The sequence below is a fragment of the Pseudomonas sp. BIGb0381 genome (genome assembly GCF_024809815.1).
Taxonomy (GTDB): domain Bacteria; phylum Pseudomonadota; class Gammaproteobacteria; order Pseudomonadales; family Pseudomonadaceae; genus Aquipseudomonas.
On the sequence record NZ_JANUEN010000001.1, the window covers coordinates 729,672 to 744,055 of the forward strand.

Consider the following 14,384-nt stretch of genomic DNA (forward strand, 5'->3'; position numbering starts at 1 on the left):
ACTGCCAAGTTGGCTGACCTCGAATCCTCACGATGAAGGACGACACATGTTCGATCGCCTGATGCATGACTGCTGGCTGCGCGGTATCCGCATGTCCGCGAGCGAAGGCTGCCTGATGATTTCCACTGGCTTGCCTGAGGCCCTGAGTACCGAGCTGGAGCGTGAGCTGCAAGCGCGCAGTGCGGAAATTCTGGCCTGGTTGGCGCGCCACCCGGACTACTTCCAGGCGCGCCCGCTCAGCGATAACGAGCAGGCCCTGTGGTTCCTGCAGCGTATGGAGCCCGGCAGTTGCGCCTACAACATCGCCCTGGCCGGGCGTATCAGGCCGCAGTACCTCTGGGCGGATCTGCCGCATCGTCTGGAGCGGGCCTGGCAGACGGTGCAGCAGCGTTATCCGCACCTGTGCAGTGCCTATGTCGAGCGTGATGGCGAGTTGCTGCAGTGGGACAGCCGCCCGCAGCCCACCTCACTGCAATGCGAAATCTGGCAGGACGCGGATGCGGCCAGTGTGCAGCAACGTGTCATCGAGCTGGCCGACAAACCCTTCGATCTGGCTGCCGGTGAGATCAGCCGGCTGGTGCTGTTGAGCAACCAGTTGGGCGACCGTGTCGAGCACACGGTGCTGCTGGGCATCCACCATATCGCCTCCGACCTGACCACCTTCGACGTGCTGTTCAGTGAGCTGTTCTCCCTGGTCGATGGCGACGTGCTTGCCGATGTCGACCCCGAGGCCTATCGCAACTGGTGCAGCGCGTTGTACCTGCGCAGCGAGGCGATCGAGGCCGAGGAACTGACCTGGTGGCAGGCGCAGCTGGCCGATGCGCCGACGTTGGAGCTGCCCACCGACTTCGCTCATTGCAGCACCCAGGGCTTCGAGGGCGGAGAGCTGTCGTTCCATTTTGGCGCGGACAACAGCGAGCGGCTGCTTGCGGTCGCCAAAAGCCTGGGAGTGACGCCCTACGTCTATTGGTTCTCACTGTTCCAGCAATTTCTCGGGGTGCTGTCCGGGCAGGATGATTTCGTTCTCGGTACGCCCAGTGGCTGGCGCCTGAAGCGCCAGCAGGCTGAACTGCCGGGCTATCTGGTCAACCCGTTGCCGGTGCGCTGCCGTTTGCGTCGTGACCTGTCCAGTGCTGAGTGGGCCAAGCAGGTGGCTGCCACTGTCCGGCAGACCTTGCGCCATCGTCACTATCCCTTCGCGCGCCTGGCCAAGCATCTGGATCTGCCGCGGCAGAGGGGCCGGGCACCGGTGTTCCAGCACATGTTCACGCTGAACAAGGAGCGTGACGTGCCGTTCGAGCGCTACATCGAGCGCATGATTGGCGAGCAGCGTGGTGCGGCCCACGAATTGAACCTGGTGATCATCGATGACCTGCCCGAATTCATCGGGCGCTGGCGTTACAGCAAGGCGCTGTATCGGCGCGAGAGCGTCGAGCGTTTTCAGGCGCAGTTCATTGCCCTGGTCATGGCGGCCATGGAGCAGCCGGACGTGCCGTTTGCCGAATTGGACTGGCTGCCTCTCGAGCAGCGTTCGCAATTGTCTGGCGAACGCCTGCCGGTACCGGAAGAGAGCGCCTGGAAGGCTTTTGCCAAACACTGCATGGAGAAGCCCCAGGCCATCGCGCTGGAGGATCAGCAGGGGCAATTGAGCTATGCCGAACTGGCCAGGGCCGTGGTCGCCCGTGGCGAGCGCCTGCACGGTTCGCTGAGTGCGAGCGGTGATAGGGTTGCCCTTTGCCTGCCGCGCAGCCGCGAACTGGTGATGCATATGCTCGCCGCCTGGCAGTGCGGCGCGACCTATCTGGCCCTCGACCCGCAGTGGCCCGAGTCGCGTCTGCAGGACATCTGCCTGGATGCAACGCCCAGGGTCTATGTGGGTGAGGGCGAACGGCCAAACTGGTTACCGACGCAGGTGCAGTGGCTGGCCGTGCCGGTCGAGGCGCTGTTCAGCGATGCGCCGCTGCGCACCAGCGTGCCGGCGGACTTGCCGGCCTACGTGGTCTACACCTCCGGCTCCAGCGGACGGCCCAAGGGCGTGGAGGTGACCCAGGGCAACCTTATTCACTATGCCAGCGCCTGCCTGGCACGCCTGCGCTTGAGCGCCGACGCCAGCCTGACGAGTCTGGCCAGTTGCGCCACGGATCTGGGCCACACCGCCTTGTTCGGCGCGCTGCTCAGCGGCCGGCGCTTGTGCCTGCTGGACGAAGCGCTGGCCTTCGATGCCGAGGCGCTGGCGGCGCTGCTCGGGCAGCAGCCCGTGGACATGCTGAAGATCGTGCCCTCGCACCTCAACGCCCTGCTGGTGGCCAGCGAGCCGCAGCGCCTGTTGCCGCGCCAGTGCCTGGTACTCGGTGGCGAAGCCCCGGGCGCCGATCTGCTGGCGCGGGTGCGCGCCCTAAGCCCGCAGCTGCGCATCGTCAACCACTACGGGCCCAGCGAAACCACGGTGGGCGTGCTGACCCACGACCTCGAAGGTGAGGGTGACGCACCGCTCGGACGCCCCCTGGGCAACGTGCGAGTCAGCGTGCGCGGGCCGGATGGCGCAGTGCTGCCGGCTGGCGTCAGCGGCGAGTTGTATATCGAGGGCGCGACCGTGGCGCGTGGCTACCTGAGTGCCAGCGAGGCCGATCGGGCGCGCTTCGGTGCACTGGGTTACCGCACGGGTGACCGGGTACGCCTCGATCATCTGGGGCGGGTGCTGTTCCTCGGGCGCCTGGACGAGCAAGTGAAGATTCGCGGCTACCGCGTCGAGCCTTCGGAAGTGGCAGCGCAATTGCGTGCACTGCCCCAGGTCGATGACGTGCGCGTGCTCAACGCACCGACGTCATTGACCGGCAACCGCCTGGTGGCCTTCCTGGTCGCCGCGCCGAGCGCACTGGCGGACATTCAGGCCGCGTTGCAGGCGCGCCTGCCGGACTACATGCAACCGGCGCAGTGGCATTGCCTGGAGGCGATGCCACTGCTGGCCAATGGCAAGGTCGATCGTCAGGCGTTGTTGAACCTGGCCGAGCAAGCGCCGCGTAATCTCGAAGCGCGTACCGAACAGCCGTTGAATGCACTGGAAAGCGCCTTGCTGGCGATCTGGCGTGAACTGCTGGGCAACCCGAACATCGGCCCGGACGACAACTTCTTCGCCCATGGCGGCGATTCGATTCTCGGCCTGCAGATCATTGCCCGCGCGCGCCAGCAACAGATCACCCTCACCCCCAAGCAACTGTTCGCGGAGCCAAGCGTGCGGGCGCTGGCGCGGGTGGCGCAGACGCCACAGCGCGCCAGGGTCGAGCGGCTGTTGGTGATTGCCCGGGAGATTCTGGAAAAGCCCGATCTGCAAGCCGACGACAACTTCTTCGCGGTCGGTGGCGACTCGATCCTCAGCCTGCAGATTATCGCCCGTGCCAAGCAGCAGGGCCTGCAGCTCAAGCCCAAGCAGGTCTTCGAGTTCCCTTCGGTCAGCGGCTGGGCCGAGCAGGCTGTGGACCTCGCCAGTGTGGCCGAGCACGCCAAGGTCGATAACGCCGAGCCGAGCGCCGCTTTCGCCCTGACGCCGATCCAGGCCTGGTTCTTCGACCAGCGGCAGACCACGCCACAGTATTGGAACCAGTCCCTGTTGCTGGCCGTTCACCAGCCGCTGGAACCGGCGCGTTTGGCCCAGGCACTGGCGATCCTGTTGCAGCGTCACAGCAGCCTGCGGTTGATCTTCGAGCAGAGCGGGCAGGGCTGGCAGCAACGCTATCAGCCGCTGTCGGCGGCGATGGCCGACACGCTGCTGCAGGTGGTCGAACAGCCGCTGGACGACGCGCTGCTGCAGCAGTGGCAGCAGGGATGGCAACTGGATCGAGCCCCTTTGATCCGCTGGGTGTATTTCACCGGCAGCGAGCATCTGCTGTGCACGGCGCACCACCTGCTGGTCGATGCGGTGTCCTGGCAGGTGCTGCTTGAGGAGCTGGAAAGCCTGTACCACGACCCGCAGGCTTCGTTGCCGGTGGTTTCCACCCGCTTTGATCGCTGGAGCGAGGCCTTGCAGCGTCATCGCCAGGCCCCCGAGGTGCTGGCCCAACGCGACTACTGGCACGCGCAGTTGGCCGAGGAGGGCGAGGTAGCCCGAGATGTCAGCCTGTATGGCGAAAGCCGCACGCTGGAAACGAAACTGTCCCTCGAGAAAACCGAATTGTTGCTGGGCGACTGCCATGGGGCCTACAGCACCCAGGTGCAGGATCTGCTGGTCGCGGCACTGGCTGGCGCGATCGGCCAATGGCTGGGGCGCGAGCAGGTTACCCTGGAGATGGAGAGCCACGGTCGCAGTGGCTGGGAGCAGGGCCCGGATCTGTCGCGGTCGGTGGGTTGGCACACCAGCCGCTACCCGTTGGCCGTGCGTGCCGCCGAACAGCCGGAGGAGGCGATCATCGCCGCCAAGGAGGCATTGCGCCGCGTACCGGAGCAGGGCATCGGCTACGGCCTGCTGCGCCTCGATCCACAGCACGGGCTTGGTGCCGCTTCGCTGCTTACCTTCAACTACCTGGGACGGGTCGACCAGTGGCTGGGTGGTTCGCGCCTGTGGCGCCTGGCGCAGCCGCTGTGCCCGGCCATGCGCGCCCCCGACACCCGCCGCACCCATCTGCTCGACGTGACTGCCCTGGTCGACCAAGGCCAGTTGCACATCGAATGGCGCTACGCCCCGCACGTGCATGACCAGGCCCTGATCGGCGCACTGGCGCAGCAGTTCCAGCAGGGTATCGAAGCCCTGCTCGAACACTGCCTGGCCCCCGAGGTTGGTCGTGCCACTGCTGCCGACTTCGCCGACTCGGGGCTTTCCGACGACGAATTCCTCGGTCTGCTCGAGCAACTGCAATGAGCACCCCCGGCGCCCCCACATCCCCAGCCCATGGCAAGGAGACCCTCGGCATGAACGATAAGGTCAAAGCACTTTCCCGCAATATCGAGGCCATCTATCCCCTGGCTCCCATGCAGCAGGGGTTGCTGTTTCACAGCCTGATGCACCCGGGCAAGGGTATGTACCTGCTGCAGTACCGCCATGTGATGGTGCTGCCGCAACTCGATCTGCAGGCGTTCCGCCAGGCCTGGGCACAGGTGGTGGAGCGCCACGAGCTGCTGCGCACCTCCTTCGTCTGGAAGCAGCAGAAGCGGCCGATGCAGGTGGTGCACAAGCAGGTCGAACTGCCGATCAGCTATGAGGACTGGTCGGATATCGACGAGGCCGAGCAGCAGGCGCGTCTGGAACATCTGCTGGCCGAGGAGCGTCGCGAGGGGCTGGATTTCACCCAGGCACCGCTGATGCGTGTGCGTCTGTTCAAGCTGGCCCCGGACACCTACCAGTTCGTGCGCAGCTATCACCACATCCTCATGGATGCCTGGTGCTTCTCCATCATCATGATGGACTTTCTCGACGGTTACCGCGCCGCGCGTGAAGGGCGGCGTCTGGAGCTGCCCAAGCCACGCCCGTACCGCGACTTCATCCGCTGGCTGGAGCAGCAGAAGCCTGAGGATCATCAGACCTTCTGGCAGCAGCGCCTGGCCGGCTTCGACACCCCCACCGAGTTCGGTTTCGGCCACCCTGGCCGCGTGATCGATGCGCCGGAGCCGGTGGAGGATTGCGTCGAGCACCTCAGCGTCGAGCAGACGCAGGGCCTGCAGCAGGCCGCCAGCGGTCTGGGCATCACCCTCAACACCCTGGTGCAGGGTGCCTGGGCCTTGGTGCTGGCGCGCTACAGCGGCAATCGTGACCTGCTGTTCGGCGTCACCGTGGCCGGGCGCCCGGTGCACATGCAGGGCATGGAGAGCATCGTCGGGCTGTTCATCAACAGCCTGCCGCTGCGCTGGAGCTGGCAACCGCAGCAGTCCCTCGGTGCCTGGCTCAAGGCCTTGCAGGTCGAGAACCTGAGCCTGCGCGAACATGAAAGCGTGTCGCTGGCGCAGATCCAGAGCTGGAGCGAGGTACAGCGCCAGGATCTGTTCCAGAGCCTGTTCGTCTTCGAGAACGCGCCGATCTCCGCCAGCCTGCGCCAGGGCCAGTTGGACTACCTGATCAGCGACATGGCCAACCGCACCCACACCAACTATCCGGTTACCGTGGTGATCGTGCCCGGCGAGCGCCTGCACCTGCAGTTGACCTACCAGACCGACTGGTTCCTGCGCGAGGAAGTCGAGCAGATGCTGCGCCACTTCCGCACGCTGCTGCTGAACATGGGCGACAGCCTGGTCAGCGAGGCGGATATCCCGCTGCAACGCATCGCCATGCTCGATGCGGCGGAGATCGCCCAACAGCACGCCTGGGCCAGCGGTGACCTGGCGGCGGACGCGGCGCAACTGCAGCCGCTGTACGTCGAGCGCCTGCAACAGCAGGTGCGTCGCACCCCCGAGCGAATCGCCATGGTGCATGGCGAGCGCAGCCTGAGCTTCGATCAGTTGAACCGGGAGGCCAACCGACTGGCCCGTCATCTGCGCGCCAATGGCGTGCAGGACGGCGACCTGCTGGCGTTGCTCGATGAGCGTGGCCTCGACCTGGTGGTGATGATCCTCGCCACACTCAAGGCTGGCGCCGGCTGGCTGCCACTGGACCCGCGCAATCCGTCGCAACGCCTGGCCCAAGTGCTCACCCAGAGCCGTTCGCCGCTGCTGCTGCATGGCGTGGAGCAGGGTGAGCTGGCACAGCAGGCGCTGCAGCAGATGGCGCAGCCGCCGGCGGCGATCCGCTACGAGCCAGCGACCCTGAGCGGCTACAGCGATGCTGACCTGGACATTCCCGTGCATGGCCTGTCGCTGGCCTACTGCATCTTCACCTCGGGCTCCACCGGCACGCCCAAGGGGGCGATGGTGGCCCACGCCGGCATGCTCAACAACATGCTTGGCAAGTTGCCGGGCCTGGGCCTGAATGAAGATGACGTGATCGCCCAGAGCGCGCCGCAGTGCTTCGACATCTCCGTCTGGCAGACCCTCGCCGGCCTGGTGCTGGGGGCGCGCACGGTGATTCTCGGCGACTGCGTGATGCAGAACCCCGAGGCCCTGGCCGAGGCCATCGCTCGCCATGGCGTGAGCATTCTCGAAGCGGTGCCGTCGCTGATGCAGAGCCTGCTCGAGGCAGGCCTGGAGCGCACCGCACTGCGCTGGGTATTGGCCACTGGCGAGGCGCTGCCACCGGCGCTGGCGCGGCGCTGGTTCGAGCGCTACCCCGGCATCCCGCTGATGAACGCCTACGGGCCGGCCGAATGCTCCGACGACGTGGCCTTCCATCCGCTCACCGAGCGCCTGGCCCAGGCGCGCAGCAGTGTGCCGATTGGTCGCGCCACTCTGAACAACCGTCTGTACCTGCTCGATACTGAATTGCAACCGGTGCCGCGCGGTGCGGTGGGTGAAATCTTCGTCGCCGGCGTGGGGGTTGGACGTGGCTATATGGCCGACCCGGCACGCACTGCGGCGGTGTTTTTGCCCGACCCCATCGCCAACGACGGCAGCCGCCTGTATCGCACCGGCGATCTGGCGCGTTTTCTGGCCAATGGCGAGCTGGAGTACGTCGGTCGTACCGACCACCAGGTGAAGATTCGCGGCCACCGTATCGAGCTGGACGAGATCGAAGCCTGCCTGACCCGTTACCCCGGCGTGCGTGAAGCGGTGCTGCTGGCCCGTGACGACCAGCAGCGCGCCAAGGTGCTGGTCGCCTACCTGGTGGCCGAGCCGCAGCCCTCCATCGAAGCGCTGCGCGAGTTCGTTGCCGCCAACCTGCCGCCCTACATGCTGCCCAGCGCTTTCATGCTGCTCGAGCGCATGCCGCTCAACGCCAACGGTAAGATCGACCGCAAGGCCCTGCCGGCGCCCGACTTCGCCGCGCAGAGCGAGGCGCGCTACGTGGCGCCGCGCAGTGAGCTGCAAGCGCAGTTGGCCGAAGCCTGGCAGGGCGTGCTGGGGCTCGCGCGGGTCGGCATTCATGATCACTTCTTCGAGCTGGGCGGGCATTCGCTGCTGGCCACGCAACTGATCGGCCAGATCGGCAAGCTTAGCGGCAAGGAACTGCCCCTACGCGTGGTCTTCGAGCGCCCGACCATCGCCACCATGGCCGAGTGGCTGGAACAACAGCAGACCGGCGAGAAAACCACGCCGATGCGCCTGCCGCGCCCGCAGACCTTGCCGCTGTCGTTCGCCCAGCAGCGCCTGTGGTTTCTCCAGCAACTGCAGCCGCAAAGCCCGGCCTACAACCTGGCCGGCGCGGTGCGCCTGAGCGGCGACCTGTATGTCGCTGACCTGCAGGCAGCTTTGCAGGCCCTGGTCGATCAGCACGAAGTCCTGCGTACCCGTTTCGTCAGCGACGGCGGTGAGCCGTCGCAGCTCATTCTCGCCAAGGCCGAGTTGGCCTTGCCGCTGATCGAGGTGGCCAGTGAGGCGCAGCTGCACGACCTGCTGCGCCAGGACGCGATGACTCCGTTTGCCCTGGACAGTGCGCCGCTGCTGCGTGCCTGCCTGTATCGCCTCGGGCCGCAGGCGCATGTGCTGGCGCTCAATTGCCACCATATCGTCGCCGATGGCTGGTCGCTGCAACTGATCATCGACGGTCTTTGCAGCCATTACCGCGAGCTGCGCCAGGGGCGTAAACCGGCGTTGGCCGAGGCGCCGATGCAGTACGCCGACTATGCCCTGTGGCAACGCCAGTGGATGGACAGCGCCGCCTGCCAGGACGAGCTTGCCTACTGGCGCGAGCAGTTGTCCGGCGAATTGCCGGTGCTTGAACTGGCCGCGGACTTCCCCCGGCCGGCCCATGCCAGCCAGGCCGGCGGGCGCGTCGAGCAACGCCTGCCGGATGCGCTGGCGGCGCGCCTGCGGGCATTCAGCGCGAGCCACGGCTGGAGCAACTTCATCCCCATGCTCTGCGCCTTCCAGCTGCTGCTGCGCAGCCGCAGCGGCGAGCACGACATCCTCGTCGGGGTGCCGGCCGCCAACCGCCATCACGCGGCGTTGCAGCCGCTGGTGGGCTGCTTCGTCAATACACTGGTCTATCGCCAGAAGCTCTCCGGCACGACCAGCCTGCTGCAACTGATGCGCGAGTTACAGGCGCTGTCCGTGGCGGTGCAGTCGCATCAGGACCTGCCTTTCGACTACCTGATCGAACAGCTCGGCGTGGCCCGCCAGGTCAGCTACAACCCGTTGTTCCAGGCCATGTTCAACTACTTCCCGGGCCATGCCCTGGAGCGTTTCGAGCTGACCGAGCTGATCGCCGAGCCGCTCGACAATCGCCCGGACAGCGCCCTGTGCGACCTGCATCTGGACGTGCGCGACAGCGAACACGGCATCGCCCTGAGCCTGCAGTACAGCAGCGAGCTGTTCCGCGAGCAGACCGCGCAGGCCATGCTCGAGCAGTATCTGGCGCTGCTCGATGCCGTGCTCGAACAACCGCAGCAGGTACTGGGCGAACTCGCCTGGCAGCCCGAGCAGCGCGCGCTGGCGCGCTTGCACGGTGAGACTGTGGAGGGCCGGGAAGACATCCTGCAGGCCTTTGCACGGCAGGTCGCCGGGCAGCCTGAAGCCATCGCCGTGCAGGCCGGCGAACGGCACCTGAGCTATGCCGAACTGAACCAGGCGGCCGAACGCCTGGCCGCTGCCTTGCAGGCCCGTGGCGTCGGCGCCGAGGATCGTGTGGCCCTGCGCCTGCCGCGCGATGCGCGGCTGCCCATGGCCATGCTAGCCATTCTCAAGGCTGGCGCCGCCTACGTGCCGCTGGCCGAGGATACCCCTGCCGAGCGCGGCCGTTACATCCTTGCCCATGCGCAGCCGCGGTTGTGCCTGACCAATGCCGAGTCCCTGGCGGAACTGGCCGAGTGGGGCAGTGCCGGCGAACTGCTGGATATCGATGCGCTGACCACCCCCGAGCCCTACCGCGCACCGAGCGTGCATCCTGCCCAGCTCGCCTACGTGCTCTATACCTCGGGTTCCACCGGCCAGCCCAAGGGCGTGGCCATCGCCCGTGGCAACCTGATGAACCTCATGCTCGGCGTGCAGCAGGTGCTGCCATTGACGGCGCAGGACAGGGTGCTGGCGCTGACCACAGCGACCTTCGATATCGCCATCGTCGAGCTGCTGCTGCCGCTGAGTCGCGGGGCCAGCATCCTGCTCGCCGACCGTGAGCAGGCACGCGACCCGCAAGTCCTCGACCGCCTGATCAAGGCCGGCCAGCCGACGGTGATGCAGGCCACCCCTGCCACCTGGCGCATGTTGGTGGCGCACACCGGGGGCAGTTGGCAGGGCGTGCGCGCCATTTCCGGTGGCGAGGCCCTGCCGTGCGCGCTGGCCGAGGCCATGGAGCAGCGTGGTGCCCAGGTGATCAACGGTTATGGGCCGACCGAGGCCACTGTCTACAGCACCTTCGAGCCGCGTCAGGGCGAGAGCGGCGGGGTGGAGGTGCCGATCGGCCGGCCGGTGGTCAATACCGCCGCCTATGTGCTGGACGCCGACTTGCAACCCGTGGCGCCGGGCGTTTCCGGCGAGCTGTACCTGGCGGGTGCCAACCTGGGACGTGGCTATTTCGCCGCACCTGCCCTGAGCGCGGCGAGCTTCCTGCCCGATCCTTTCGTGCCGGGGGCGCGCATGTACCGCACCGGCGACCGCGTGCGGCGCAACGCCCAAGGCAGCCTGGACTACCAGGGGCGCCTGGATTTCCAGGTCAAGCTGCGTGGCTTCCGTATCGAGCTGGGCGAGATCGAAGCCCTGCTGGCGCGGCTCACCGGGGTGCGGGAAGCGGCCGTGGTGCTGCTCGGCAGCGGCGACAGCGCGCGCCTGGTGGCTTACTACTCGGTCACGCAGGCGGCGGGTGCTGACCTGGGCGACGCCGCGCTACGCGTGCAACTGGCGCAGCACCTGCCGGATTATATGCTGCCGAGCCAGTTCGTGCGTCTCGACAGCTTGCCGCTGAGCCCCAGTGGCAAGGTCGAGCGCAAGGCGCTGCCGGCTCCAATCCAACATGAAGGTCAGCGCGACGGCGAGTTGAGCAAACCCTGGGAGGCGCAACTGGCCGAACTGTGGTGCGAACTGCTCGGTTGCAACGCGGTTGGCGCAGGCGACAATTTCTTCGCCCTCGGCGGCCATTCGCTGCTGGCGGCACGGCTGGTGGCGCGCATCGCCGAGCGCTACGAGCGGCAACTGCCGCTGCGCAGCGTGTTCGAGTGCCCGACCCTGGGTGAACTGGCGGCCAGCCTGGCCACTGCCGAGGGCGCAGGCGAGAGCATCCTGCGGCCATTCGGCGAGGCGCCGGCGCCGCTGCACTTCACCCAGCAGCGGCTGTGGTTCCTCGACCGCTTGCAGGGCGACACCCAGGCCTACCACCTGTCACTGGCCATGCACCTGCACGGTACTCTGCAAGCCGATGTACTGGAACGCGCTCTGGCACAACTGGTGGAGCGCCAGCACAGCCTGCGTAGCGTGTTCAGCGAGACGCAAGCAGGCGCGCGGCAGCAAGTCGTGCAGTTGCACGGCACGCTGCTCAGCGTCGAGCCCTTGCAGCAGGATGTACATTCGCCGGCCTTCGCCCGCACCTTGAGCGAGGAAGCGCAGCGCGCCTTCGACCTGAGCGCGACGCCGCTGTGGCGGGTGCGGCTGTATCAGGGCGAAGGGCAGAGCGTGCTGCAGGCCACCTTGCACCACATCATCGCTGACGCCCGCTCGCTGGAGATCTTCTTCGATGAGCTGCAACGTCTTTACCAGGCCGAGCTGAGCGCCACCCAGGCGGCGTTGGCGCCGCTGCCGCTGCAGTTCAGCGATGTCGCCGCCAGTTGGCAGACCCCTGCCGGGCAGGCACGTATCGAAGCGCAGTTGGACTACTGGCGGCAGGCCCTGGCCGGCGAACCGCCGGTGCTGGACCTGCCCACCGACCTGCCACGTCCTGCCGAGCAGGGCTACCACGGGCGGCGCCTGCGTTTCGAGCTGCCCGTCGAGTTGGTCGAACGCCTGCGTAGCACCGCGCAGCGCCATGGCCTGACCGCCTTCGCGCCCCTGCTGGCAGCATGGAAAGTGCTGCTGGCCAGGCATTCGGGGCAGCGCGAGCTGTGGATCGGCCTGCCGGTGGCGCAGCGTCAGCAGGCGCACACCGACAACCTCATCGGCTATTTCGCCAGCACCCAGGTGCTGCGCAGCCTGATCGACCCACTGCAATCTGTGGCGTCGTTCTGGCAGGCGTTGCAAGCCACCCACCTGACCGCGCAGCAGCACGGCGACGTGCCTTTCGAGCGGCTGGTGGAGGCTTTGCAGGTACGCCGCGATCTCAGCCATACGCCGCTGTTCCAGGCGCTGTTCAACCTGATCCAGCGCGATGACGTGGCGGCGGTCGGCCAGGGTTTTGCCGGCCTGCCGGCGCAGCGCCTGAATGTCGAGAGCGACAGCGCCCTGGTGGACATCGGCCTGCATATCGAGCAGCACGGCAGCGCCTGGCACTGCGTGCTGGAGTACAACACCGAGCTGTTCGTCGCCAGCACCATGCAACGCTACGCCGACGAGTACTGTCACCTGCTCGACGGCATGCTGGCGCGGCCCGAGGCGCGGCTGTGGGATATCGACCTGGCGAATGCCGATCATGCCCTGACACGCCGCACGTGGAACCTGCCAGCGCATGCGCTGAGCGAGACGCAGGATCTGATCGCGCGCTTCGAGCGCCAGGCCCTGCGCACCCCGGATGCGCTGGCCGTGGATTGCCAGGAGCAACGCTACAGCTATGCCCAGCTCAATGCCCTGAGCAACCGCCTGGCCCACTGGCTGCGTGCCCAGGGTGTCGGCTGCGACGATCTGGTCGCCCTGTGCCTGACCCGTGGCCCCTGGCTGCTGCCCAGCATCCTGGCGATCCACAAGGCGGGCGCGGCCTACTTGCCGCTGGATCCGCAGCAACCGGGCGAACGGCTGCGCTTCATCATCGAGCATGCGCGGCCGCAACTGGTGCTCAGCGAGCAGGCCTGCGCCGACGTGCTCGGCAGTGTCGACAGCCTGGCCGTCGACCACCTGCCGCTGGACGAACAGCCGGCGCACGACCTTGCATTACCGGTGGTGCCGCTGCAGCGGGCCTACGTGATCTACACCTCGGGCTCCACCGGCACGCCGAAGGGCGTACAGGTTACCCGCGGCAACCTGAGCAACCTGCTTGCCGGCCTCGACCGCCAGTTGCCGTTGACGGCCGAGGACGTCTGGCTGGCCAGCACCACCTACGCCTTCGATATGTGCAAGCCGGAGCTGTTCCTGCCGCTGCTCAAGGGCGCGGCCATTCTCCTGGCGCGTCGCGAGCAGGTGGTCGATGGCCACCGCCTGTTCGATCTGCTGCGCCGTGCCACGGTGTTCCAGGCCACCCCAGCCGGCTGGCAGATCCTGCTGGAAACCGGGCGTGACGACTGGCCGGCCCTGCGCGGCCTGATCGGAGGCGAAGCGGTGCCGGCCGAACTGGTGAGTGTGCTGCTGGCCAAGGGGGTGAGGCTGATCAACGCCTATGGGCCGACGGAAACCACCGTCTGGTCGACCACCCAGGCGCTGCGCGAAGTGCCGGCCGGCGTGGCCGATATCGGCATGCCGCTGCTCAACACCCGTTGTTACGTGCTCGACGAATGCCTGCGGCCAGTGCCGCTGGGCAGCACCGGCGAGCTGTATCTCGCCGGCAGCGGGGTGACCCGTGGTTACCAGCGGGCGCCGGCGATCACCGCAGCGGCGTACCTGCCCGATCCGTTCGCCAGCGAGCATGGCAGCCGCATGTACCGCACCGGCGACCTGGTGCGCCGACGCAGCGATGGGCGCCTGGCCTACGTCGGCCGTGCCGATTTCCAGGTCAAGGTGCGTGGTTTCCGCATCGAGCCGGGGGAGATCGAATCGCTGCTGCGCCGTTACCCCGGCGTGGAAGAGGCGGTGGTCATGCTCGATGCGCGCAGCTACAGCCTGTTCGCCTGGCTGCAGGCCGCGAGCCCGGTCGACGAGGTGGCGCTGCGCCGTCATCTGGAAAGCCTGCTGCCAGCCTACATGGTGCCGGCCGGATTCATCCAGGTGCAGCGTTTCGCCCTTAATGCCAACGGCAAGATCGACCGCAAGGCCCTGCCGGCGCCGCAAGCGCAGGCCGAGCAAGGCGTGGCGCCGCGTACGGCGCTGGAGTGCGAACTGGCCGAGCTGTGGCAGGAGCTACTCGATCTGCCGCAGGTCGGCGTGCTCACCAGCTTCTTCGAGCTCGGTGGCCATTCGCTGCTGGCGATGCGCCTGATGACCCGGGTGGAGAGCCGCTTCGGCGTCAAGGTCGAGTTGCGCAGCCTGTTCCACAACCCGACCATTGCCGGCCTGGCCGAACAGATCGAAAACCCGCAGCGGCCTTCGACCGACCAGGCACTGGATGAGATGCAGCGTTTGCTGGCAGAGATGGAAGACTGAAG

The 14,384-nt window shown here is 67.0% G+C and carries 2 protein-coding genes; both read left to right on the forward strand.

Going from position 1 to position 14,384, the window contains the following annotated elements; translation table 11 throughout:
• Positions 1-46: 46 nt before the first annotated feature.
• The gene (locus M2397_RS03565; RefSeq protein WP_259242299.1) at positions 47-4,852 is read left to right on the forward strand and encodes a non-ribosomal peptide synthetase; all 4,806 of its coding nucleotides are present in this window, start codon (positions 47-49) and stop codon (positions 4,850-4,852) included.
• Between the two features lie 50 nt (positions 4,853-4,902).
• On the forward strand, positions 4,903-14,382 hold the full coding sequence (locus tag M2397_RS03570) for a non-ribosomal peptide synthetase (RefSeq protein WP_259242300.1): 9,480 nt from the start codon (positions 4,903-4,905) through the stop codon (positions 14,380-14,382).
• Positions 14,383-14,384: the final 2 nt, after the last annotated feature.